The organism is Buchnera aphidicola (Acyrthosiphon lactucae), assembly GCF_005083565.1.
GTDB classification, from domain to species: domain Bacteria; phylum Pseudomonadota; class Gammaproteobacteria; order Enterobacterales; family Enterobacteriaceae; genus Buchnera; species Buchnera aphidicola_AH.
Genome location: NZ_CP034891.1, coordinates 367865 through 391848 on the forward strand (window position 1 = coordinate 367865; position 23984 = coordinate 391848).

Sequence of the window (23984 nt, forward strand, 5' to 3'; positions counted from 1 at the left end):
TATTAATCATATATCAATGATAAATTATCATTGATATATGATTAATAAAATATTACTATATTCTAATATTTTTATAAGAAAAATTTAATAAACGTATCCCTAAAATATTTAACATCAAAAAATATGTAATACCAGAAACTAATAAAGCAAAAAACAAACAAATAATTTTATCATAAAATAAACTAATATCCTCAAACGGCATCATATGTAATATAGAAAATAAAACTAAAATCATCACTAATGTTGATAATATTACATAAAAAATAAAAATTAATTCACTATATTGAAAACATATAATTTTTCTTTGATATAATTTCCAATAAAGTAAAAAAAAGTTTATCCAACCAGATATACTAACCGATAAAGCAAGACCCGCATGTTGAAAATAAAAAATAAAAATTGGATTCATTAATTGAGTTAAAAAAAGTGTTAATAATGAAATCTTCATAGGAATATTAATTTCTTCACAAGCATAAAAAGCAGAAGCTAAAATCTTCACTAAGATAAAAGAAATTAAACCGCAAGCATATAATTTTAATACCTTTTCCGTCATTAAAACATCAAAATCTGTAAATTTTCCATATTTAAAAAGAACTATAATTATCGGTTTTGCAAGAAAAAAAAGTATTGCTGAACTGGGTAAAGATAAAATTAAACTAATACGAAAACCCCAATTAAATAATTTTTTATATTCTGATATTATTTTGTTTTTATAATTTTTGGCAAGAGATGCAAATAAAATAGTGCTTAGTGAAACACCTAATATTCCTACTGGAAATTCTATCAATCGATCAGCATAATATATCCAAGATATTGATCCAGAATTAAGTAAAGAGCTAAAAATAGTATTAATTATTAAAGAAATTTGATTAGCAGAAGTTCCTAAAATCGCAGGTCCCATTTTTTTTAAAACTCTTATAAGACCAATATTATTCCAATTAAAATTCGGAATAACTAACATATTTATTTTATATAAAAATGGAATTTGATAAAATAATTGAATAAAACCACTTATAATAACTGCCCAAGCTAAAGAAATAATATTAGGATGAAAAAAAGAACTAAAAAATATAGAAAAAATAATAATAGTAATATTTAAAAATATTGGAGAAACGGCTGGAATAGAAAAATAGTTCCAACTATTTAAAATAGATGAAAACAATGAAGATAAAGACATCAATAAAACATAAGGAAACATTATCGTTAACAAATTTGTAGATAATATTAGTTTTTCAGGTGAGTCTGAAAAACCTGGTGCACTTATTACAATTATAGATTGAGAAAAAAACATTCCTAAAATAGTTAATAAAAACAAAAAAAAGAGCATAAATCCAAAAATAGAAGAAATAAAATTCTGTACCAATTTCTCGTTTTTATGAACTTTATATTCCATTAAAACAGGTATAAAAGCTTGAGAAAATGCACCATCAGAAAAAATACGACGTAATAAATTAGGAATTTTAAAAGATATAAAAAAAGCATCAGTAAAAATAGAAGCACCAAAAATACTCGCAATTAAAACATCTCGAATAAAACCTAATATACGAGATATTAAAGTCATTAAACTAACTGATATTAAAGATTTTAAAGGATTCATTCCAAACTAACCTATAACTATAAAAGAAACTATAACTGTTTTTTAAAATAAAAAATATTAAAAATTAAGTTTAATTTTTTTATCTTAATTAAAATAAAATCTTTATAGGCTTTTAAAATTAACTTAATTAATCATTAATAAAAATTTTTTAGATTAAAAAAAATTATTTTAAAAAAATAAATAAATATTAAAAAAAGCACTAAAATAACTTTAAAAATATATTAATATTTAAAATTATTCTAATAATTATAACTATATAAAAAAAGTAAAAAAATGTCTAAATTTATAAAAAAGATAAAAATTAAAAAACCCGATGATTGGCACGTTCATTTAAGAGATAATAAAATTTTAAAAAAAGTTATAAAATATACTGGTAAATTTTATAAAAGAGCTCTCATTATGCCAAACCTCAATAGTCCTATTACAAATTGCATAAAAAGCATCGCTTATCGTAGTCGAATTTTAAAATCAATGCATTTAAATTATGAATTTCAACCATTAATGACTTGTTATTTAACTAAGTTTACAGTACCTCAAGAATTAGAAGTTGGTTTTTCTAAAAAAATATTTATAGCAGCTAAATTCTATCCTTATTCTTCTACAACCAATTCAAAAAAAGGTATAAAAAAAATCAGTGATATTGCTTCTGTTCTAGAGTGTATGGAAAAAATAGGAATGCCGTTATTAATTCATGGTGAAGAGATAAATAAAAATATTGATATCTATGATAGAGAAGCAAAGTTTATTGAAACAACATTGGATCCTTTACGAAATAAATTTCCAAAGTTAAAAATAGTATTAGAACATATTACAACTAAAGAATCTGTAGAATATGTTAAAAAAAACGATTTTAATTATCTATCTGCAACTATTACACCACATCATTTAATGCTAAATCGAAATGATATGTTTTATGGTGGAATTCGTCCATATCTTTATTGTTTACCAATTTTAAAAAAAAACACACACCAAATAGCACTAAGAGAAGCTATCTCTAATGGAGATAAACATTTTTTTTTAGGAAGCGATACAGCTCCACATCTTAATAAAAATAAAATTAATGTTCTTGGATGTGCTGGTATATTTAATGCTCCATCTTCTCTACTATCTTATGTTCAAATTTTTGAAGAAATGAATGCTTTAAAACATTTAGAATCTTTTTGTTCTGAAAATGGCCCTAAATTTTATAATATGCCTATTAATAAAGAAACTGTAACAATAATAAAAAAACCATTTAAAATTAAAAAAAAAATAAAAGTTGGAAGAGACGTAATTATTCCCTTTCTATCAGGTGAAACTTTAAATTGGTCTATTAAAAATTAATACTAATTTAGTATTATTTTAGTTAAATTTTTACGTTTCCATTAAAATTATAAGTAATAGCTGTCTTATATGTTGAAAACAATTCTAAAAAACACTGGTTTAAATGATATCTCTTATTTATAAGAATTTTATTTTTAAAATTTAATTCTTTTAATAAATAAAATTTTTTTAAAATATTATTCCAATTATTATTTAATTCATTATTATTTTGGTAAGGTGCAAAAATATGATATTTCTTTTCAAGAAATAATCGATCTTGATTCAAAATGATATATTTCTTGAATAATATCTTTTTTTCTTCAATTGATTCTAAATTATCTATAATAGAGATCTTAGGATTCAATAAATTATGGTATTCTTTTTTTAATACAACTTCTAATGAAGTTAAAATATTTTCTATTTCGTTTATTGTTTTTATTAATTTTTTCATTTTTAATATCAAAAAAAAATATATATAACATATTTACACAAACACATGATTACATCAACAAAAAAAATATTTTTTTATAGAGAAGCTACTACTTCACCATTTTCATTAATAATTCCATTGATAATTTTACCATTTTTTGTTTTAACGCGTATATTTTCGTTCTCAGCACCATTGCTTAATGATTTTGCTTTAGAAACAATTGTAAAATTATTACCATTAATAATAACAGTAACTTGTTGGTTAATTTTAACTAACCAAAATGGTCTTGTCATAAAAGATGTTATTGGTTGTAACGGAAAAATATCACGTAAGTTTATTCTATTTATAACATCTTTCTTTTTACGATAGGTATTATTAGGTAATATATCTAAACGTCCTATTAAAATTTTTAAATCAGATTCTTTGATTTTAGTACCTCTAGGAATTTTTCTATTTGCTATAATATACTCTCCTTCAGATTGAATTTCTACTTTCAGATAGTAACGTTTTTGATTACAAGTTAAAAGAACATCAATTAAACCGAGAGTATGAACATTACTTAAAAGAGAAAAAACAGGTTTTTTGCAATATATGTTTTTTTTTAATGGAGTACGTACTATGATATTGATATTATCTCGATTAGAAGAATACTCTTTTTTAAAAAAAATATTTAATTGTTTCGTTAAATCAAAAAAATTAATTTTTTGTCCAGTTGCATTAACAGAATTAACTGTCAAAGATATAAATAATAAAAAAAAATAAATTATCATATTCATTATTATTCTTTTCCTTGATTTATATTAATAGAATGATTTATAAATATAGTGTTTTAACAACATTTTCTTGATACAAAATGTGTAATAAAGGTATAATATAAAAATATTTTATTCATACCTTTTATTTTTTATATTTATTAAAAATTTTTGTAAAAAATAAAATTTTCTTTTTATTAATATTTTTTTAAAATAAATTTTTATGCGCAAATTAAAGGATATCAATATGTTTGACAAAATAAATGAAATTTTTGATTTTAATCAAAAAGCATTAAATCTTTATGCTAAAAGACAAGAAATTTTGTCAGCTAATATTGCTAATGCTGATACACCTGGATATAAATCAATAGATATTAATTTTAAAAATGAACTTACTAAAATGTTAGATAAAAAAAATGTAAAAAATTCAAATATTTTATTAAAAAAAACGTCTCCTTATCATTTAAATGCAAAAAGTAAAAATTTATTTTTATTAAAAACTATCCCTATAACTACAAACCAAATAAAACAAGACGGTAATACAGTAAATATGGATAGAGAAAGAATCGAATTTATAAATAACAGTTTAAAATATCAATCAAGTTTGGTATTTATGAAAAATGAAATTAAAAATATGATGTATGTTTTAAAAGGATAATATAAATTATGTCTCTAATAAATATATTTAATATTGCAGGTTCAGCGATGACTGCTCAGTCACAAAAAATAAATGTAATCGCTAACAATTTAGCTAATATAGATAGTACAATATATAAAAACGGAAAATTTTATCCATATATTGCAAAAAAAGTTATTTTTGAATTAGATTCTTTAAAAAATTCAAAAATAGGTGGAGTTAAAATATCTGGTATAATAGATGATCCTAGTCCTATGAAGATGATATATGATCCAAATAATCCTATGGCTGATAAAAAAGGTTATGTTTTAACATCAAATGTGAATCCTATTACAGAAATTGTAGATAATATCTCAGCAGCAAGAAGTTATCAAGCAAATATAGAAGTATTAAAAACAGCTAAAAATATGATAATAAAAACATTGACAATTACTGAATAAGGAGGAAAAATGAGTATTATTGATGTTAATCTGCCTATAAATAATGAATCTATTAAAAAAAATGCTCATAATTTACAAAATAGCACTAATCCATTAGATTTACAAAAAAACTTTTTAAGTTTATTAATTGCACAAATTAAAAATCAAGATCCCACTGATCCTATTAAAAACTCAGACTTAACATCACAATTAGCTCAAATTAATACAGCAAATGGAATTGAGAGATTAAATAATACTGCAATTCAATTCTCGAACCAAATTAATAGAAATCAAAATATTCAATTATCTTCATTAATTGGACGTCATATTATTGTACCCAAGAAACAAATAATACATAAAAAAGATACTCAAACAAGATTCGGAATAGAATTATTTGAAAATGCTACTTCAGTACAAATAAAAATTACAGATAAAGACAATAAAATTTTGCATCTAAAAAAGATGAAAGATATAAAATCTGGGATACATAATTTTCTATGGGACGGTAAAGATTTACATAATAAAAGCGTAAAAACTGGAAAATATAATATATTCGTTATTGCTAAAAATAAAGATAAAAATATTCCTGTTAGAAGTTTAAGTGAAGTAGTAGTAAATAGCATTATTATATCTTCTAATGATTCCATTATTGATTTAGGAGAAGCAGGTAAAACAACACCTTCAAATGTTCTTGAGATTCTCAAATAAAAAATATTTTTATTCAAAATAAATATAGGAGTAAATTTATGTCTAGTATGGGAGCTATAAGCGGCTTATTAGTTAACAATGATTATATAGATATTATATCTAATAACATCGCTAACGCATCTACTATAGGATACAAATCTAGTAAGCCTATTTTTTTTGATATGTTCTCTCATTCATTTTATTCAAATACTACTAATGGATATGGTGTCGGAATTTCAAATATCATACAAAACTTTAATAATGGAATGTTAGTTGAAACTGGAAGAGATTTAGATTTAGGCATTGTAAAAGATGGTTTCTTTCGCGTCTTAGATGCTCAGGGGCATATACATTATACAAGAGATGGTCAGTTTTTACTTGACAAAAATCAAAATATTATCAATATGCAAGGAATGTATTTAACTGGACAAAATAAAATTTATTCAAAAAATTTTTTTAATAGTCCATCTAGCTTAGAACCTATTAATTTAAAACATGCTCATATATTAAAAGAAAAATCGACTTCTGAAATAAAATTAAAAGCTATTTTAAATCGTAATGCTAATGTAATGACACAAATAGATAGTTCTGATAATCAATTTTCTAATACAGAAGAATATATGACACATATTAGTATATATAATAAAGATGGTGAAAAAGAACAAATTAACATTGCTTTCAATAAAAAAGATAAAAATAAATGGCAAGTTCATGTAACATCAAATGAATCTGAAAATGAAAAAGGTATAAATGATAGTTTTGATTTAATATTTAATTCTGATGGTGAATTAATTTCTAATAAAAGTCTCAATATTCAATCAAAAGATCCTAAAAAATATGAAAATATTACTCTTGATTTAACCGATACTATGGAACAATCAGATACTAATAATTCTTTGGAAGAACATTCTCAAAATGGATATCCTCAAGGTGTTCTACAATCATTTAATATTTTTCCAAATGGTGAAATTGTTGGAACATATTCGAATGAACAAAAACAAAAAATAGGTCAGATATTATTATCAAAATTCGTTAATCCTGAAAAATTACAACCTGAAAGTGGAAATCTATGGTCTGCTACTTTGGAATCAGGTGAAGAAAAAATAGGAATAGCTGGTGATCAGGGTTTTGGAATTTTAAGTGAAAAAACTCTCGAAGCATCAAATGTTGATTTGAATAAAGAATTAATTAATATGATTATAGCACAACGAAACTATCAATCAAATGCTCAATCTTTTAAAACAGAAGATAAAATAATCAACACATTGATAAATTTACGATAATCTATATTCAAAGGATTAAAAAAATATAATGGAAAATTCAATATATAAATCAATGATTGCAGCTAATCAATTATTAGAAAAACAAAATATTATTGCTAATAATTTAGCAAATATTTCAACTACTGGTTTTAAAGAAAAATTTATTTTTCAAATACAAAACCAAAATATAAAAAACTTATATAATAATTGTAATAAAATTACAAAAGAATATCATAATCTTTCTTCAGGCATATTAAATCATACAAAAAGAAATTTAGATTTATTCATTAAAGATGATGGTTGGTTAACAGTTAGAGATAAAAATGGTCAAGAAGCGTATACAAAAAATGGTCATTTAAAAATAAATTCAAATAGAAAACTAACAATTCAAGATAACGAAGTAGTAGGAAATAACTGTAATATAACAATACCGAATAATATAAATGTAAAGATCTTATCTGATGGAATAGTTACTTCAATAAAAAAAAATAAAAATCATATTACTCAAACTAAAATAGGAGCACTAAAATTAGTACGTATTCCTACACAAGATCTTATACAAAAAGAAAATGGATTATTTTATCTTAAGAAAGATAATCAAATTAACAAATATATTAATACTGTAAATCATAGTAATAAAATTCGTGTGCAATCAGGTATGTTAGAAGAAAGTAATGTAAATGCTTCTAGAAATATGATAGAAATGATATCGAACGCTAGACAATTTGAAATGCAAATGAAAATGATATCTATGTGTGATCAAAATTCAGAATATGCAAACCAATTAATTAATATTAACAATTGATAATCAATAGGATAAAAATATGATTCCTTCTTTATGGATTTCTAAAACTGGTCTTGATGCTCAACAAATCAATATGAATGTTATTTCTAATAATTTGGCAAATGTCAGTACAAATGGATTTAAAAGATCTAGAGCAGTGTTTGAAGATTTAATGTATCAAACGATACGAGAAGCAGGAACAAATTCATCACTTGAAACAACTTTGCCATCAGGATTACAATTAGGTACTGGAGTAAGACCTGTATCTACTGAAAGAATTCATAGTCAGGGTAATCTTTCAAAAACAGATTCTGAAAAAGACGTAGCTATTAACGGTTCAGGATTTTTTCAAGTACAATTACCAGATGGTACTATAGCATATACTAGAGATGGATCTTTTCAATCAGATCAAAATGGTCAATTAGTAACAAATAGTGGTTTTCCTATTATACCTGAAATTAATATTCCTTCCAATTCTATAAATATTAATATAGCAAGAGACGGTGTTGTTAGTGCTGTTGTTCAAGGGCAAACACAACCTGTCTTACTTGGACAATTAAATTTAATTAGTTTTGTTAATAATTCTGGTTTAGAAAGTTTAGGTGAAAATTTATATCAAGAGACTCAAGCATCAGGATTTCCAATCGATACCGTTCCAGGATTAAATGGTACAGGAGTATTATGTCAGGGATATGTTGAAACTTCAAATGTCAATGTAGCTGAAGAGCTAGTGAATATGATTCAAACACAAAGAGCATATGAAATAAATAGTAAATCTATTAATACATCAGATCAAATGTTACAAAAATTATCACAATTATAATAATTAAATTTTATAATATTTTCATAGAAAATATTTGAAAAAATTTTATATATTAAACGTCTGTCATTAAAGGTAACTTTTTCGTGATAAAGTTTTTTATTTGTCAAAAAAAATACTATTTAACTGCTATTTTTTTATTAATAATTCAAAGTTGTGCTAGTGTTGAATACAAATCTTTGGTAGAAGGAAATACAACTGCTATAGCACCTAATGTATGGCCTAAAGTGACAAACGGTTCTTTATTTCAAGAAAAAATACCGCTAAATTATGGGTATCAACCATTATTTGAAGACCATCGTCCACATAATATTGGAGATATAATAACTGTTGTATTACAGGAAAATATAAGTGCGAGCAATAGTTCTGTTTCAGATTTAAGTAGAGATGGAAGCACTAATCTAGGAATAAAAATATCACCTGGACAATTAAACCCTATATTTGGAATGAATTTAAAGGATAATATAACTAGTTTAGATAATATAGGAAAAAATAATTTTTCAGGTAAGGGTAGTAATTCAGCTAAAAATAAATTTACTGGCCTTATTACCGTTACTGTCCAAAAAGTATTTCCAAATGGAAATTTAAAAGTGATCGGAGAAAAACAAGTTGCTATTAATGAAGGTAAAGAGTTTATTCGATTCTCAGGTGTAATAAATCCTAATAACATTAACAAAAACAATCTTATTGTATCTACTCAAATCGCTGATGCACGTATTGAATATTTAAGTCATGGACGTATTCACGATATTCAAAAAATGGGTTGGTTACAAAGATTTTTATTAAAGATTTCTCCTATATAGATAAATTTTATTAAATGAAATAATTTTAAAAAACTATCAAAAATTATATTTCTTATAAATTTAATTAAAACTCATAAAGAAGGTTGTTTATTCTTTATGAGAAAAATTAAAAATTTTAAAAAACTTAAAAATAAAAAAATTTTTTATAATTTTAATATTTATAAAAAATAACATACTTATATAATACTTTTTAAATAGTACTTGATAAAGGTTTTTTATGTCTAAAATAATATTATTATGGATAAAATTAATTATTTTTATTTTTACAATTTTCTCTTCACCTTTATATGCTGAAAAAATACGTGATTTGACTAGTATTCAAGGAATTCGAGATAATCCACTTATTGGTTATGGTTTAATAGTCGGATTAGATGGAACAGGAGATCAATCAACACAGGCTCCCTTTACTAATCAATCATTAAATAATATGTTATCACAATTAGGTGTCAGTATTCCTATAAATGCTAATATGCATTTAAGAAATGTAGCAGCAGTAATAGTTACAGCAAATTTGCCCCCATTTAGTCATGCCGGTGAGAAAATAGATGTAGTAGTTTCATCTATGGGGAATGCGAAAAGTCTTAAAGGAGGTACGCTTTTAATGACTCCTTTAAAAGGTACTGACAATCAAATTTACGCTATTGCTCAAGGTAATATAATTGTATCTGAAAAGAACAATAAAAAAAATAAAATTCATTATATTAATTTAAATCAAGTTAATTCTGGAAAAATTCATTATGGTGCAACAATTGAACGTGAAATAAAAAATGACTTTGGAAAACAAAAAACAATTAACTTACAATTAAATCAAGAAAATTTTAGTACAGCACAACGTATTAGCGATATGATTAATATAAAATACCCAGATACAGCTTCCCCTATTGATTCAAAAACAGTACAATTGAACACTTCAGCCAATAATGATGTACAAGTACATATGCTTTCTAATATTCAAGATATAGATATTTCATTACCATCACAAGAGGCTAAAGTTGTAGTTAATCCTCGTACTGGTTCTATTGTAATTAACCAATCAGTAAAATTAGGATCATGTGTAGTTTCAAATGGAAGTATGTCTATAACAATACATCAAATTCAAAATAAAAAAAGAGATTTATATTTTTTAAAATCATTTAAGAAAACTGAAAAAAAAGAACAATATATAGAAGATATAGTGAATAAAAATTATATGGATGATATTGCTAGTAATAAAGAAAACCTAAATAATATAGTTGCAGCTTTAAATGCATTAGGTACTAAAACTGATGAATTAATGTCTATTTTACAATTAATGAAAAGTGCTGGTTGTCTTAACGCGAAATTGGAAATTATTTAATGAACGATAATTTATTACTATTTAAAACATCAAATTACAACGTACAATTTATTAATGAACTTAAGTACCAAGTCCGTACAAATCCTAAAAAATATGCATTAAAAACAGCTCAGGAAGTAGAAAGCGTATTTATTCAAATACTACTTAAAAGTATGCGAAGTTCCTTATCAAAAGATAATTTATTAGATAATAATCAAAGTCGTCTCTATACTGATATTTATGATCAAGAATTATCTCGAGAAATTAGCAAAAAGGGAACAGGATTAACTAATATTATTTTAAAACAAATTCAACTACAAAAAAAATTGTAGAATTAAAATAGTAGCAAAAAAAATAAAATTAAAATACTATTTTATACAGAAAATATATTTTAAAATAAAACAAATATCTTATTAAATAAGGATAAAAAATGAGTTCTATATTCAATACTGCTATTGCTGGTATTAATGCAATGAAAATTATGATTGATAATACTACTAATAAAATTAATAATCCAGCTGCAAAAAACTCAGGAAAACGCGTTGTTTTAGAAAGTACTCCACAAAATTCAAATGCAAAAAATACAGTAAAAGTAAAAGAAATATACGATAATTATAATGATTTCATTACAGAAGAAAAAAGAAAAACTGATGTACAGGTCCAAGACGAACAAACTAAAATTGAACAATTATTAAAACTAGAAGATTTATTATGTGAAAAATCAAATATTTTTAATAAACTAATTAATGATTTATATGAACAAATAGAAAAAGATATTGTTTTAGATGAAAAAAATGTAATTAATGAAGATATAAAAAACAAATTAAGTGATATAGTTTTTGCAATACAAGATTTTGATAAAAAATTAAAATTTTTAGAGAAAGAGATTAAAGAATCAGTTATTAATAATATTAAAAAAGTTAATGATTTAATTGACGAAATTCATGATATTAATATAAATCTAAATTATTTTCCTATGTTCAAAATTCCTAATAGAATCGATAATCTTATTGAAAAAAGAGATAATCTAGTAGATGAATTAAATGATTTAATTGGGATAAAAGTTGTTAAAGATAATGATAATTATAAACTTTATTTAAATAATGGGATATCTGTTATAGATAATAATCAAAAACAAAACTTAATTCCATTAACATCTAAATCAGATGACAGGTATATTAGTGTAGGATATATTGATGATAACGATCAAATAGCAAAAAAAATAGAGGATATGATTCCCAGTGCTACTTTAGGAGCTTTGCTTAGATTTCGTAGAGAAGAATTAACAAATACAAGAAATAAAATTGGACAATTAACAGTTAATTTTGCTGATAGTATAAACTCATATCATACATTAGGATATGATATGTTTGGACATATTGGTAAACAAATTTTTAACATTAGTAATCCAGAAGTAATATCTAGTACAAGTAATCATTCATCTCCTACAATATCTGCAAAATGGGTTTCTACTAGCGATGCAAAAGACACTAATTATATTGTGTATTTTAAAAATAACAATTGGACAGTAACAAGATTATCAGATCATGTCACAGTTCAACCTAACATACATACAGAAAATAACAATCTATTTATTACCTTCGATGGAATAGAATTTTTAATACAGGGAGAAAATTCTGATGGCGATATTTATATGATTAAGCCATATTCTAAAACATTAGAAGAATTAGAATTATTAATTGATCAAAACGAACCATTCGCATTCTCATCCACAGATGATATAAAAAATAAAAATAGAAATAATGCTATGGTAATTAACAAATTTAGTCAAGATTTTTTAGTTGATCATAAAGAAACACTTGATCAATCTTATCAAAAATTTTCTAAATCTATAGCTTATAAATGTAATGAACTGGAAGAAGAACTACCTTTTAAAAGAAATATGATCGATATACTAAAAAATAAAAAATTATCTATATCTAATAATATTGAACAAGATTATCAAGATTTAAGCTATGAACAAGAATGTTATCTTGCAAATGTTAAAGTTTTACAAATAGCAGAAAGTATTTTCAATGACATTATTGACCGTTATAGTTAATTTTTTAAAACACTTATAAAAAATAAAAACTTACTTTAACAGTAAGTTTTTATTTTTTATCTATTAAATAATTTAATAAATAAAAATATTTTATTTATTAAAAAATTCTAATAGTTTAATTTTTTATTAAAAAATATTTTTAGTACATCATTAAATATTTTATTTAGGTTTTGAGACAGGCGAATTAGAAAAACTTGTTGCAGCATGTGCTCCTGCAGAATTTTTCCTTTTAAGACTTAATTTCATCATTAATAAATTAAAATTACATGATTTTTCTATTTTATTGAAATATGAATTTTTAGAAATTTTTGTTACAGGTGCACTAGATTGATTTTTTTTATTTTTTCTGATATATATTTTTTTATAAAAAGATTGTCTTTTATCTAAAATTAACAAATTTTTTTTATTATTTGATTTCAGAAAATTAGGTTTTAAAGTTTCTTGAATTTGAGTGTTGTTTTTTATAGATTTTTTAAATGAACACATTGAATTTTTTATTTTTTTTATTCTAAAATCATTATAATTTTTAAAAATATTATTTTTTTCAAAAATAGAGGATACATGCAAATTTGTCTTTCTAAGTATTTTTTTTTGTTTTTTTACTTCATCTGATATAATAATTGGATATTTAATCCAAACTTTACCTAATGCTAATTCTAATGTAAATACTGAAGAAGGTGTTAATATTGGAGATTTAACAGGATAATAATCTAAAAAATTATTTTTCAATCTTTTGTTTTTAAAAAATTTAGAATTATTAAAAAATTTATACAAGATAGAATTATAGTCAATGGCATTGATAGTATTATATTTATTCATTACAATGTTTTTGAGAAAATTATCTTCATTGATATTTTTTTGAACTAAATTAAATTCTTTCAATTTATTTTTTTTATTTTCTATATTTTCAAAAAAATTATCTGTTCTAGATATACCTAATTTTACGTTTTTTAAATTTTTAATCTCATTTTTTTGATGAAAATCGTTAGGTTTTCTTGAATAAACGTTATCATCTTTTTTAATCGATTTAAAATTTTTACTTTTTAAGTATATATTTTCAATATTTTTTTTAAATGATTTAAAATAAACTGCTGTATTTTTTTTATGTAAAGAATAATATTTTTTTTTTAAAAAAATGTTATTTCTATTTTGAAAAGTATTTTTTTTAAGAACTTCACTAGTAATAAAGATATTTTTAATTAAAAAAGAATTTTTAAACCAAGCTATCATTTTAAATATAAATTTACTATTATTTGACAAAATTTTTAAAAATACATTATGATAATTATTTTTTTTTAAAATATTTTGTTTTTCTGTTTTTATTTTATTGTAATTTTCGTCAAAAAAACTAAAATTAGTAAAGTCTAATTTTTCTTTCCGTTTTTTTTTCAAAATATTTTCTTTTAAAAAATTTGCGATTTTATTTTTCTGAATATTAGCAAGACCATAACTTGTAGAATTTATACTTTCACCTTTTCTAATCCTGGAAACAGAATAATGTGGTGTTTTCATTTTTTTGCTAGGAACAATAATAGTTTTACCCCCAGCTTGACGTTTTTCAATAGCATGAACGGCATCTCTTTTTTCATTTAATAAATAACATGCTATTTCTACAGGTACAATAGCACGAACCTCATGTGTATTTTCTTTTAAAGCTTCTTCTTCTATTAAACGTAAAATAGATAAAGATAAAGATTCATTATCTCTAATAGTTCCTGTTCCTGTACATCTTGGACAAATATGATGACTGGATTCTCCTAAAGATGAGCTTAATCTTTGTCTAGACATTTCTAACAAACCAAATCTAGAAATCTGACCAATTTGAATGCGCGCTCTATCATCACGTGCAATTTCACGTAGTCTATTTTCAACAGCTCTTTGATGACTAATAGGGGACATATCTATAAAATCAATTACTATCAGACCACCTAAATCTCGCAAGCGTAATTGACGAGAAATTTCATCCACTGCTTCAAGATTCGTATTAAATGCTGTAGATGCAATATCTGTCCCACTTTTAGATCGAGAAGAATTAATATCAATAGCAGTTAAAGCTTCAGTACTATCTACCATAATTGAACCACCAGAAGGCAATCTAACTTTTCGCTGAAAAGCAGAATTAATTTGTGTTTCAATTTGAAAATAGCTAAATAATGGAATCTCTCCACTGTATAATTTAATTTTTCTAGCAAAATCCGGACGACCTAAAAAAGTAATATGTTTCCGTGCCAAATCTAATATTTTAGGATTATCAATTAAAATTTCTCCAATATCTTGACGTAAATAATCTCTAAAAGCACGAACAATAATGTTACTTTCCTGATGGATTAAAAATGGTGCAGTTCGATTTTTCGCTATTATTTGAATTGTTTTCCAATGCTGTAGTCTAAGAGATAAGTCCCACTTTAATGATTCTATAGATTTTCCGGCACCAGCAGTTCGAATAATTAAACTCATATTTTCAGGTATTTTTAATAAAGCTAATAACTCTTTTAATACTATCCTATCATTTCCTTCAATTCTTCTTGATATACCACCAGATTTAGGATTATTTGGCATAAGAACTAAATAACTTCCTGCTAAACTAATAAAAGTTGTTAAGGCTGCACCTTTAGTACCTCGTTCTTCTTTACTTATTTGTACAATAACTTCTTGACCTTCTTGTAAAATATCTTTGATATTAACTCCTAAGGTATAAAAAGTATTTTCTGGAAAATAATTTCTAGAAATTTCTTTTAACGGTAAAAAACCGTTTTTTTCTTCACCATAATCTACAAAAGCAGCTTCTAAACTAGGTTCTATACGGGTGATCTTTCCTTTGTATATATTTGATTTTTTTTGTTCTGATCCAGAATTTTCTATATCAAGATCATATAAACGTTGACCATCAACAAGAGCTACACGCAACTCTTCCTGTTGAGTTGCATTAATTAACATTCTTTTCATTATAACTTTTTCTCTCTTATTTTTATAAATAAGTAAATACATCAACAGGAAATATAAACTATTAAAAAATTAATTTTTTATGATCATATTATGATATTTATTTAAAATACCTATAAAAATAATTTTTTTAAAATTTCAAATTTAAATCAAATTTAAAAGTATAAATATATAGTAAATTATTATGTATAAATATATTATATTTTTTTTTTTATATATATTAACAAATAATTTATTTAATATATTTATATAAATAATTATATTATAATAAATAAAAATTAAAAAAATTACTTAAAATAGAGATTTTTTTAATGAAATATAAAATATTACCTATATCAATTATATATATTAATAAAGATATGCTGAATCAACGAATAGATAATTTTATGCATTGTAGATTTAAAAATGTACCTAAAAGCATGATCTATCGTATTATTAGAACAGGAAAGATTCGGATTAATAAAAAACGAATCAAACCACATTATAAATTAAAAATTGGGGATGAACTAAAAATTCCACCAATAAAAGTTTCATCTAATATAAAAAATAATTTTTTTCCCTTCAATCATGCTAAAAATTTACTAAATAGTATTTTATATGAAGATAATCATCTATTAATTATTAATAAACCTTCAGGAATTGCAGTCCATGGAGGAAGTGGATTAAATTTTGGAGTTATAGAATTTTTCAGAAAATTACGTCCATTAGATAAATTTCTTGAGCTTGTACATCGTATTGATCGTGAAACATCAGGCGTTTTAATGTTAGCAAAGAAACGTACATCTTTAGCATCACTGCATCAACAATTGAGAGAGAAAAAAATTAAAAAAGAATATATAGCGTTAGTTCATGGTTCATGGCCTATTCATATAAAGAAAATTTCAGAACCGCTATTAAAAATTAGATTAAAGAATAAACAAAAAATAGTTTTAATTAATCAAAAAGGTAAACCTGCAGAAACTTTTTTTCAAATTAAAAAAAAATTTTCATCCTCAACTTTGTTATCAATTACTCCTAAAACTGGTCGAACACATCAAATTCGTGTACATACCTCATATGCTGGGCATCCAATACTATTTGACAAACGTTATGGTAAAAGTAATTTAGATGCTAATATAAAAAATAAAAAAAATATTAATAGGCTTTTACTTCATTCTTCTGGAATTCATTTTATTCACCCAAAAAATGGAAATAAAACTTATATAAAAGCACCATTAGATACAGATTTTAAAAATTATTTAAATAATATAATATAGTTTATACACAAGAGTTAATATAAAAAAATATTATTTTCATCAAAATAATTCTAAATATACTAAATAGAGAAATGCAATATGGCAGTCCAAAAAAATAAACCAACTCGATCTAAAAGAGGAATGAGACGATCTCACGACTCTTTACTACTACCAACTTTATCTGTAGATAAATTTTCTGGAGAAACACATATCCGACACCATGTTACTATGAATGGCTATTATAAAGGTAAAAAAGTTATTTAAAAAAATCTCGTAAAAATGGTACTTTTAAAAGTGCCATTTTATAAAAAATAGTATAAACGTTAAATCTATTTAAAAAAAATTTTTTTATATGTTCTTAATAAAAATAATATATATTTTATATTTAACACACTAATAAAATAAAAAAATTTTAAAATATTTCATAATTATATTATGAAATTTGATTTGAAAAAATAAGGTAATTATAATGACTTTATTTGCAATGTTATTTCCAGGACAGGGTTCTCAATATATAGGTATGTTATCTTCTTTTTTTTATAAAAATAATAATATTTTTAAAAATACTTTTGATGAAGCATCAGAATATATTAATATTAATTTATTAAAATTAATACAAGAAGGACCTGAATTTAAATTAAATCAAAGTAAATATACACAAGTTGCAATATTAACTGCATCAGTTTCGATATATCGATTTTGGAATAATAAAAACGGAAGAAGTCCATCATTTATGTTAGGACATAGTCTTGGCGAATATTCTGCGTTAGTATGTTCTAATTCAATAAAATTTTCTGATGCATTAAAAATTGTTTTTTTACGTGGTCAACTTATGGAAGAGGTAACTATAAATAGACCTACTTTAATGCAAGCAATCATTGGTATAGAAAAAAGAAAAGTTCAAAAGTCATGTTTAGTAGTGACATCAAAAAAAAAATAGTTTCTTTAGCAAGTATCAATTCTCACAATCAAATTGTAATTTCAGGCGATAGATCTGCTGTATACAAAGCTAGTTTAAATTGTAAAAAATTAGGTGCTAAATATATATTTAATATTAATACTAATATAGCTGCACATTCTGAATTAATGAAGCCAATATCTAAAAAATTAAAAAAAATATTAAAACTAATTACTATACATCCACCTAAAGTTCCAGTTATTAATAATGTCGATGTAAAATCCGAAAATAATAGTAAAAAAATTAAAAATGCTTTAATTAGGCAAATGTATAGTACTGTAAGATGGAAAGAAGTCATAGATTTTATAAAATTTAAAAAAAATTTTATAATGTTAGAAATTGGTCCTAATAAGATATTAACTAATTTAAATAAAAAAGATAAAAATATTATCTCATTTAGTACTAATAATTTAAAGAATTTTTTATTAGCATTTAAAAAAATAAATAAAGGAAAAAATGAATAAAAATAAAAAAACTGCATTAATAACAGGCGCCAATCGGGGAATAGGAAAAGAAATTGCAAAAAAATTAATAAATAAAGGAGTTCAAGTAATTGGTACATCTACTACTAAAGATGGCGTAAAAACTATTGATGATTATTTGAAAGGTAACGGATTTGGTCTAGTTTTAAATTTAAAAAATACTAATTCTATTGCAGAAAAAATTAAGGAAATTTACCAAAAAAAATATTCTATTGATATATTAATCAATAATGCTGGAATTAAACAAGATAATTTATTAGTTAAAATGAAAAACAAAGAATGGGAAGACGTAATAAAAACTAATTTATCATCAGTATTTTATCTTATAAAATCGATTATTCGCCCAATGATTAAAAAAAGACAAGGTAGAATTATTACTATTAGTTCGGTAATCGCCTATATAGGTAATAAAGGACAAGTTAATTATAGCGCTTCTAAATCAGGTCTGATTGGATTTCATAAATCATTAGCATTAGAAGTAGCATCTAAGGGTATTACGGTTAACCTTGTTTCACCAGGTTTTATTAAAACACGTTTTACTAATACATTAGATTCTGTTCAATATAAAAAATATTTATCTAATATTCCTATGAAAAGACTAGGAAAAAAAGAAGAGATAGCGGATGCTGTTATTTTTTTATCTTCCTCAAAAGCATCATATATCACTGGACATACATTACATGTAAACGGTGGAATGTATATGATATAATATACATTATTATAAAAATTTTCAAAATCATATATTTTAAAAAATTAGTATAGTAATTAATTTAACAATATAAGAGAATAAAAAAAATGAAAAACATTGAAGAACGTATAAAAAAAATAATTATTGAAAAACTAGATATAAAAAAAGAAAATATTTTTAATGATGCATCTTTTATAGATGATCTTGGTGCAGATTCACTAGATACAGTAGAATTAATCATGGCTTTAGAAGAAGAATTTGATATTGAAATATCAGATGAAGAAGCTGAAAAGATTAATACAGTACAAAAATCTATCGATTATGTTAAGAATTATCATTTAAAAAATAAATAATATTAATATATTTTACAAAATAAAAATTAAATATTTTCAATATTTTATAAATATAAATTTAACATAAATTAAATATAATGAAAATTCAATCATAAATATTTTAAATAATGATAATAAAAAATAAATTTATTGTAGTTGAAGGCTTAGAAGGTGCAGGAAAAACTAATGCATGTATGTGTATTAAAAATATATTAAAAAAATATAACATTAAAAATATACTCTTAGTGCGTCAACCTGGTAGTACACCAATTGCTGAAGATATCAGGAAATTAATAAAAAAAAAATTTAATACTGATAATCTTATTAAAGAAACTGAATTATTATTAATGTATGCTGCAAGAATACAATTAGTTGAAAAAAAAATAAAACCAGCGTTAGAAAATGGTATATGGGTAATTTCTGATCGTCATGATTTATCTTCTTTAGCTTATCAAAGTGGAGGATTAGGTATTAAAAAAAAAATAATTTCTAAATTGCAATCTTTATTTTTGCAGGATTTTATGCCAGATTTAACTATTTACTTAGATGTTTCTCCAAAAATTGGTTTAGAAAGAGCATTAAAACGAAATACATTAGATTTAATTGAAAGTAGATCTTTAAAATTTTTTAAAAAAACTAGAAAATGTTATCTAAAAAATATTAAACTAAATCAAAACACTATAATAATCAATGCTAATTTAAATATTAAAAGAGTAACTAAAAATATTACAAAAAAAGTATTAAATTGGCTTAATAAACAAGTTATATGAAATTATACCCCTGGTTAATAAAACCGTATAATAATATTATACAACAATATCAAAAAAACAAAGCTCATCATGCAATTTTAATAAAAACCCAAAAAGGGATAGGAGCATCATTATTAATTTGGTTTATTAGTAAATGGTTGTTATGTCGAAAACCCATAGGAACAAATTCTTGTAATGAATGTTATGGATGTAAATTAATATCTTCGAATAATCATCCAGATTGGCATAATTTTATAACTAAAAAAAATAGTACATTCAGTGTAGAAGATGTAAGACAAATCAATAAAAAAATATTTAAATGTGCTCAACAAGGCGGATCTAAAATTGTTTTTTTATCAGACACTGAAAAATTAACAGAATCAGCAATCAATGCTTTATTAAAAACATTAGAAGAACCCCCTCAAAAAACTTGGTTTTTTCTTATAAATTATAAAAATTTAAATTCACATTTTACACTAAATAGTCGCTGTATCATCTATAAATTATTTGCTCCAACAGAAAAAGAGAGTCTAAATTGGTTAAAGAAAGAAACTAAAAAAGAAAATAAATTATATTTAACAGCACTACGTATCAATCAAGGTTCTCCTGTATCTGCAAAAAAATTCATGAATAGCGAAGCATGGATAGATAGAATAAATTTTTATAAAAATTTATATGATGCTTTTAAAAATAAGAACTTGTTAAAAATATTAAATTCACTAAAAGAAAAAAACAGTATAGTAAAAATTGATTCAATATGTTTTTTATTATTAGATGCTATTAAATTTAATTTTAATGAAAAAAAAAATTTAACTAATTTTGATCAAATGGAATTAATTCAATTTCTCTCTTATAATTATAAAAACCTTGTTTTAGATATCAGTATTCGCACTTGGATGCACTGTAAACATAGATTATTAAACATATCTGGAATAAATTATGAATTATTATTATTAGAACAATTACTTAGATGGGAGAAAATTTTAGATTTTGTATCAGATAATTAATTTTTATATAAAAGAGATAAAATTATGTTTTTAATTGATTCACATTGTCATCTTGACAGATTAAATTATAATTTATTACATAGAAATATAGATGATGTAATAAAAAAATCTTATACAAATTATGTAAAAAATTTTTTAACAGTATCAACTTCTATAAATAATTTTTATACAATAGAAAAATTATTTAAAAAATATAAAGTTATTTTTTATTCCTGTGGTGTACATCCTTTAAATTGCGCAAAAGAAATTAATAATTTTCATACAATAAAAAATTTATCTAATAAAATAAAAGAATTATCTTGTATAAAACGTGTAGTGGCAATAGGTGAAACTGGTTTAGATTATTATCATTCATCTCAAAATAAAAAAATACAAAAAGAGTTTTTTCGAGAACATATTAGAATTGCAATAAAATTAAAAAAACCAATTATAGTACATGCACGTAATGCTATAGATGATACCATAAAAATATTAAAAGAAGAAAATGCAGATAAATGTAGAGGAGTATTACATTCTTTTACAGAAAATTATAATGCTGCATGTAAATTATTAGATATAGGGTTTTATATTTCTTGTTCTGGAATAGTAACTTTTAAAAATGCTAGAGAAATTTGTCATACAATAAAAAAAATACCATTAGATCGTTTATTAATAGAAACAGATGCCCCATATTTATCACCAGACCCTTATCGAGGAAAAGAAAATCAACCTGCATATTTATTTCAGATAGCAAAAAAAATTTCTATCTTAAAAAAGATAGATATAAAAATACTTGCAAAAATTACAACAAATAATTTTCGTACATTGTTCAATATATAGTAAATTTAATACTAAATATAAAATAAGGTTTTCCAAAAATATATTATATAACTCATCTTAAATTTTTATATACAGTTAGGAGTCTTTTTTATATGTTTAAAAATGTATTTGCAAACTTTCAAAAAGTTGGTAAATCACTTATGTTACCTGTTTCAGTATTACCTATTGCAGGTATACTTCTAGGCATAGGGTCTGCAAATTTTAGTTTATTACCAAATATTATTTCTCAAATTATGGCTCAAACAGGAGGTTCTGTTTTTAGTAATATGCCATTAATTTTTGCAATTGGTGTAGCACTTGGTTTTACTAAAAATGATGGTGTTGCAGCATTAGCTGCAGTTGTATCTTATGGGATTTTGATTCAAACATTAACTACAGTAGAACCAATTATTCTACATACAACTATTGATATTATAAAAAAACAACATCTTCTAGATACCGGTATATTAGGAGGAATTATTGCAGGTGCAATTTCAGCATATATGTTTAATAAATTTTATCGTATTCAATTACCTGAATATCTGGGTTTTTTTTCTGGAAAGAGATTTGTTCCTATTATTTCAGGATTATCTTCAATATTAATAGGTTTAATACTATCTATTATTTGGCCTCCTATTGGCCATAGTATTCAAATTTTTTCTGAATGGGCTGCCTATCAAAATCCTATTCTTGCTTTTGCTATATATGGATTAGTAGAAAGAGCATTAGTACCATTTGGATTACATCACATATGGAATGTTCCATTTCAAATGCAAATTGGAGAATATACTAATTCTATAGGACAAGTATTCCATGGAGATATTGCAAGATATATGGCAGGTGATTCTACAGCGGGAAACTTATCAGGAGGTTTTATTTTTAAAATGTATGGTCTTCCAGGAGCAGCATTAGCAATTTGGCATTCATCTAAAAAGAAAAATAGAACTAAAATAGGTAGTATTATGATTTCTGCAGCATTAACTGCTTTTTTAACTGGTATCACTGAACCAATTGAATTTTCATTTATTATTGTTGCACCAATATTATATGTTATTCATGCATTTTTAGCTGGATTAACTTTTCCATTATGTATTTTTTTAGATATGCGTGCAGGAACTAGTTTTTCGCATGGTTTTATAGATTTTATAGTATTAAGTGGAAATAGTAATAATATATTTCTTTTTCCAATTGTTGGAATACTTTACGGATTTTTATACTATATTTTATTTTATTTATTAATTATTAATTTGAACTTGAATACACCAGGACGAGAAGATATAGAAAATAATATATTAGAAAAAAGCAATAATGAAATTGCACCATATATTATTAAAGCATTAGGTGGAAAAAATAATATTAAAAATCTAGATGCTTGTATTACTAGATTAAGAATTACAGTTTTAAAAATATCAAATGTTAATCAAAAAGATTTAAAAAATATTGGTGCAGCAGGAATAATAATTTCAGGTTCAGGAATACAAGTTGTTTTTGGAACAAGATCTGAAAACATTAAAACAGCAATGGATGAACATATAAAAAATACATGAAAGAATAAGGAACTATAATTATGCAAAATAATTTAATTTTTGAGAATATTATTAAAAAAAAAATACCAGCACAAATTATTTATCAAGATGAAAAAGTCACTGCTTTTAAAGACATAAATCCAAAAGCACCAGTACATATATTAATTGTACCCAATTTTTTTATTGCATCATCAAATGATATTAATAAAAAAAATAAATCGATTTTAGGACATATGTTTTATATTGCCGTTGATATCGCAAAACAAAAAAAAATTAGTAAAGAAGGATATAGAATTATTATTAATTGTAATAAAAACGGTGGTCAAGAAATTAATTATCTTCATATGCATTTACTAGGAGGTAAAAAACTTAAATCGTTTTCTTGATCATGTTTTT

At 23.4% G+C, this 23984-nt stretch carries 26 protein-coding genes; 22 read left to right on the forward strand and 4 right to left on the reverse strand.

Annotated elements, in window-relative coordinates:
• Positions 1 to 55: 55 nt before the first annotated feature.
• The gene (murJ, locus tag D9V61_RS01695) at positions 56 to 1597 is read right to left on the reverse strand and encodes a murein biosynthesis integral membrane protein MurJ (protein ID WP_158339513.1); all 1542 of its coding nucleotides are present in this window, start codon (positions 1595 to 1597) and stop codon (positions 56 to 58) included.
• 273 nt (positions 1598 to 1870) lie between these two features.
• On the opposite strand from murJ, the gene pyrC reads away from it, so the two are divergent.
• The gene (pyrC, locus tag D9V61_RS01700; protein ID WP_158339514.1) at positions 1871 to 2920 is read left to right on the forward strand and encodes a dihydroorotase; all 1050 of its coding nucleotides are present in this window, start codon (positions 1871 to 1873) and stop codon (positions 2918 to 2920) included.
• Between the two features lie 22 nt (positions 2921 to 2942).
• Here the strand turns inward: pyrC and flgN are convergent, their stop codons facing one another.
• Together flgN and flgA are read right to left on the reverse strand one after the other, a co-directional pair.
• Positions 2943 to 3350 carry a flagellar export chaperone FlgN gene (gene flgN, locus D9V61_RS01705; protein ID WP_158339515.1) on the reverse strand — a complete coding sequence of 136 codons (408 nt, stop codon included), beginning with the start codon at positions 3348 to 3350 and terminating at the stop codon, positions 2943 to 2945.
• A 74-nt stretch (positions 3351 to 3424) separates the two neighbouring features.
• Entirely contained in the window at positions 3425 to 4105 is a 681-nt protein-coding gene (flgA, locus tag D9V61_RS01710; RefSeq protein ID WP_158339516.1) for a flagellar basal body P-ring formation chaperone FlgA, read from the reverse strand.
• 223 nt (positions 4106 to 4328) lie between these two features.
• Between flgA and flgB the strand changes: the two genes are divergently transcribed.
• The 10 genes from flgB (at position 4329) to D9V61_RS01760 (ending at position 12870) form a co-directional block, all read left to right on the forward strand.
• The gene (gene flgB, locus D9V61_RS01715) at positions 4329 to 4739 is read left to right on the forward strand and encodes a flagellar basal body rod protein FlgB (protein ID WP_158339517.1); all 411 of its coding nucleotides are present in this window, start codon (positions 4329 to 4331) and stop codon (positions 4737 to 4739) included.
• A gap of 8 nt (positions 4740 to 4747) precedes the next feature.
• A complete protein-coding gene (gene flgC, locus D9V61_RS01720; RefSeq protein WP_158339518.1) occupies positions 4748 to 5158 on the forward strand; it encodes a flagellar basal body rod protein FlgC in 411 nt (136 codons plus the stop codon).
• Between the two features lie 9 nt (positions 5159 to 5167).
• The gene (locus D9V61_RS01725; protein WP_158339519.1) at positions 5168 to 5845 is read left to right on the forward strand and encodes a flagellar hook capping FlgD N-terminal domain-containing protein; all 678 of its coding nucleotides are present in this window, start codon (positions 5168 to 5170) and stop codon (positions 5843 to 5845) included.
• A gap of 38 nt (positions 5846 to 5883) precedes the next feature.
• The gene (locus D9V61_RS01730; protein WP_158339520.1) at positions 5884 to 7107 is read left to right on the forward strand and encodes a flagellar hook protein FlgE; all 1224 of its coding nucleotides are present in this window, start codon (positions 5884 to 5886) and stop codon (positions 7105 to 7107) included.
• Between the two features lie 28 nt (positions 7108 to 7135).
• On the forward strand, positions 7136 to 7891 hold the full coding sequence (gene flgF, locus D9V61_RS01735) for a flagellar basal-body rod protein FlgF (RefSeq protein ID WP_158339521.1): 756 nt from the start codon (positions 7136 to 7138) through the stop codon (positions 7889 to 7891).
• Positions 7892 to 7910: 19 nt separating this feature from the next.
• Positions 7911 to 8693: a flagellar basal-body rod protein FlgG gene (gene flgG / locus D9V61_RS01740; RefSeq protein ID WP_158339522.1), complete on the forward strand. Its 783-nt coding sequence runs from the start codon at positions 7911 to 7913 to the stop codon at positions 8691 to 8693.
• A gap of 83 nt (positions 8694 to 8776) precedes the next feature.
• Positions 8777 to 9493, forward strand: coding sequence for a flagellar basal body L-ring protein FlgH (locus D9V61_RS01745; RefSeq protein WP_158339523.1), 717 nt, complete (start codon positions 8777 to 8779; stop codon positions 9491 to 9493).
• A gap of 217 nt (positions 9494 to 9710) precedes the next feature.
• Positions 9711 to 10829, forward strand: coding sequence for a flagellar basal body P-ring protein FlgI (locus D9V61_RS01750; protein WP_158339524.1), 1119 nt, complete (start codon positions 9711 to 9713; stop codon positions 10827 to 10829).
• Positions 10829 to 11140, forward strand: coding sequence for a rod-binding protein (locus D9V61_RS01755; protein ID WP_158339525.1), 312 nt, complete (start codon positions 10829 to 10831; stop codon positions 11138 to 11140). Before D9V61_RS01750 ends, D9V61_RS01755 begins: the two co-directional genes overlap by 1 nt.
• A gap of 98 nt (positions 11141 to 11238) precedes the next feature.
• Entirely contained in the window at positions 11239 to 12870 is a 1632-nt protein-coding gene (locus D9V61_RS01760; RefSeq protein ID WP_158339526.1) for a flagellar hook-associated protein FlgK, read from the forward strand.
• A gap of 159 nt (positions 12871 to 13029) precedes the next feature.
• Here the strand turns inward: D9V61_RS01760 and rne are convergent, their stop codons facing one another.
• On the reverse strand, positions 13030 to 15816 hold the full coding sequence (gene rne, locus D9V61_RS01765) for a ribonuclease E (protein ID WP_158339527.1): 2787 nt from the start codon (positions 15814 to 15816) through the stop codon (positions 13030 to 13032).
• A gap of 308 nt (positions 15817 to 16124) precedes the next feature.
• Between rne and rluC the strand changes: the two genes are divergently transcribed.
• The 11 genes from rluC (at position 16125) to D9V61_RS01820 (ending at position 23974) form a co-directional block, all read left to right on the forward strand.
• A complete protein-coding gene (gene rluC, locus D9V61_RS01770) occupies positions 16125 to 17069 on the forward strand; it encodes a 23S rRNA pseudouridine(955/2504/2580) synthase RluC (protein WP_158339528.1) in 945 nt (314 codons plus the stop codon).
• A gap of 78 nt (positions 17070 to 17147) precedes the next feature.
• On the forward strand, positions 17148 to 17312 hold the full coding sequence (rpmF, locus tag D9V61_RS01775) for a 50S ribosomal protein L32 (RefSeq protein WP_158339529.1): 165 nt from the start codon (positions 17148 to 17150) through the stop codon (positions 17310 to 17312).
• Between the two features lie 205 nt (positions 17313 to 17517).
• The gene (locus tag D9V61_RS01780) at positions 17518 to 17988 is read left to right on the forward strand and encodes an ACP S-malonyltransferase (protein WP_158339530.1); all 471 of its coding nucleotides are present in this window, start codon (positions 17518 to 17520) and stop codon (positions 17986 to 17988) included.
• The gene (locus tag D9V61_RS01785; RefSeq protein WP_158339531.1) at positions 17958 to 18470 is read left to right on the forward strand and encodes an acyltransferase domain-containing protein; all 513 of its coding nucleotides are present in this window, start codon (positions 17958 to 17960) and stop codon (positions 18468 to 18470) included. The genes D9V61_RS01780 and D9V61_RS01785 overlap by 31 nt, the downstream gene beginning before the upstream one ends.
• Positions 18463 to 19197, forward strand: coding sequence for a 3-oxoacyl-[acyl-carrier-protein] reductase (gene fabG / locus D9V61_RS01790; RefSeq protein ID WP_158339532.1), 735 nt, complete (start codon positions 18463 to 18465; stop codon positions 19195 to 19197). Before D9V61_RS01785 ends, fabG begins: the two co-directional genes overlap by 8 nt.
• Before the next feature lie 86 nt (positions 19198 to 19283).
• Positions 19284 to 19529: an acyl carrier protein gene (gene acpP, locus D9V61_RS01795; RefSeq protein ID WP_158339533.1), complete on the forward strand. Its 246-nt coding sequence runs from the start codon at positions 19284 to 19286 to the stop codon at positions 19527 to 19529.
• Positions 19530 to 19639: 110 nt separating this feature from the next.
• On the forward strand, positions 19640 to 20278 hold the full coding sequence (gene tmk, locus D9V61_RS01800) for a dTMP kinase (protein ID WP_158339765.1): 639 nt from the start codon (positions 19640 to 19642) through the stop codon (positions 20276 to 20278).
• A complete protein-coding gene (locus tag D9V61_RS01805; protein ID WP_158339534.1) occupies positions 20275 to 21264 on the forward strand; it encodes a DNA polymerase III subunit delta' C-terminal domain-containing protein in 990 nt (329 codons plus the stop codon). The genes tmk and D9V61_RS01805 overlap by 4 nt, the downstream gene beginning before the upstream one ends.
• Positions 21265 to 21288: 24 nt before the next feature.
• The gene (locus tag D9V61_RS01810) at positions 21289 to 22083 is read left to right on the forward strand and encodes a TatD family hydrolase (protein WP_158339535.1); all 795 of its coding nucleotides are present in this window, start codon (positions 21289 to 21291) and stop codon (positions 22081 to 22083) included.
• A 92-nt stretch (positions 22084 to 22175) separates the two neighbouring features.
• Complete coding sequence (ptsG, locus tag D9V61_RS01815) at positions 22176 to 23609, forward strand: PTS glucose transporter subunit IIBC (RefSeq protein ID WP_158339536.1); 1434 nt, start codon at positions 22176 to 22178, stop codon at positions 23607 to 23609.
• A 20-nt stretch (positions 23610 to 23629) separates the two neighbouring features.
• On the forward strand, positions 23630 to 23974 hold the full coding sequence (locus tag D9V61_RS01820) for a histidine triad nucleotide-binding protein (protein WP_158339537.1): 345 nt from the start codon (positions 23630 to 23632) through the stop codon (positions 23972 to 23974).
• Positions 23975 to 23984 lie beyond the last annotated feature (10 nt).

Excerpts from the sequence above, each read along its gene's own strand:
- murJ (WP_158339513.1), bottom strand. The coding sequence starts at position 1,597 with ATGAATCCTTTAAAATCTTTAATATCAGTTAGTTTAATGACTTTAATA.
- pyrC (WP_158339514.1), top strand. The coding sequence starts at position 1,871 with ATGTCTAAATTTATAAAAAAGATAAAAATTAAAAAACCCGATGATTGG.
- flgN (WP_158339515.1), bottom strand. The coding sequence starts at position 3,350 with ATGAAAAAATTAATAAAAACAATAAACGAAATAGAAAATATTTTAACT.
- flgA (WP_158339516.1), bottom strand. The coding sequence starts at position 4,105 with ATGAATATGATAATTTATTTTTTTTTATTATTTATATCTTTGACAGTT.
- flgB (WP_158339517.1), top strand. The coding sequence starts at position 4,329 with ATGTTTGACAAAATAAATGAAATTTTTGATTTTAATCAAAAAGCATTA.
- flgC (WP_158339518.1), top strand. The coding sequence starts at position 4,748 with ATGTCTCTAATAAATATATTTAATATTGCAGGTTCAGCGATGACTGCT.
- D9V61_RS01725 (WP_158339519.1), top strand. The coding sequence starts at position 5,168 with ATGAGTATTATTGATGTTAATCTGCCTATAAATAATGAATCTATTAAA.
- D9V61_RS01730 (WP_158339520.1), top strand. The coding sequence starts at position 5,884 with ATGTCTAGTATGGGAGCTATAAGCGGCTTATTAGTTAACAATGATTAT.
- flgF (WP_158339521.1), top strand. The coding sequence starts at position 7,136 with ATGGAAAATTCAATATATAAATCAATGATTGCAGCTAATCAATTATTA.
- flgG (WP_158339522.1), top strand. The coding sequence starts at position 7,911 with ATGATTCCTTCTTTATGGATTTCTAAAACTGGTCTTGATGCTCAACAA.
- D9V61_RS01750 (WP_158339524.1), top strand. The coding sequence starts at position 9,711 with ATGTCTAAAATAATATTATTATGGATAAAATTAATTATTTTTATTTTT.
- D9V61_RS01755 (WP_158339525.1), top strand. The coding sequence starts at position 10,829 with ATGAACGATAATTTATTACTATTTAAAACATCAAATTACAACGTACAA.
- D9V61_RS01760 (WP_158339526.1), top strand. The coding sequence starts at position 11,239 with ATGAGTTCTATATTCAATACTGCTATTGCTGGTATTAATGCAATGAAA.
- rne (WP_158339527.1), bottom strand. The coding sequence starts at position 15,816 with ATGAAAAGAATGTTAATTAATGCAACTCAACAGGAAGAGTTGCGTGTA.
- rluC (WP_158339528.1), top strand. The coding sequence starts at position 16,125 with ATGAAATATAAAATATTACCTATATCAATTATATATATTAATAAAGAT.
- rpmF (WP_158339529.1), top strand. The coding sequence starts at position 17,148 with ATGGCAGTCCAAAAAAATAAACCAACTCGATCTAAAAGAGGAATGAGA.
- D9V61_RS01780 (WP_158339530.1), top strand. The coding sequence starts at position 17,518 with ATGACTTTATTTGCAATGTTATTTCCAGGACAGGGTTCTCAATATATA.
- D9V61_RS01785 (WP_158339531.1), top strand. The coding sequence starts at position 17,958 with ATGTTTAGTAGTGACATCAAAAAAAAAATAGTTTCTTTAGCAAGTATC.
- fabG (WP_158339532.1), top strand. The coding sequence starts at position 18,463 with ATGAATAAAAATAAAAAAACTGCATTAATAACAGGCGCCAATCGGGGA.
- acpP (WP_158339533.1), top strand. The coding sequence starts at position 19,284 with ATGAAAAACATTGAAGAACGTATAAAAAAAATAATTATTGAAAAACTA.
- D9V61_RS01805 (WP_158339534.1), top strand. The coding sequence starts at position 20,275 with ATGAAATTATACCCCTGGTTAATAAAACCGTATAATAATATTATACAA.
- D9V61_RS01810 (WP_158339535.1), top strand. The coding sequence starts at position 21,289 with ATGTTTTTAATTGATTCACATTGTCATCTTGACAGATTAAATTATAAT.
- ptsG (WP_158339536.1), top strand. The coding sequence starts at position 22,176 with ATGTTTAAAAATGTATTTGCAAACTTTCAAAAAGTTGGTAAATCACTT.
- D9V61_RS01820 (WP_158339537.1), top strand. The coding sequence starts at position 23,630 with ATGCAAAATAATTTAATTTTTGAGAATATTATTAAAAAAAAAATACCA.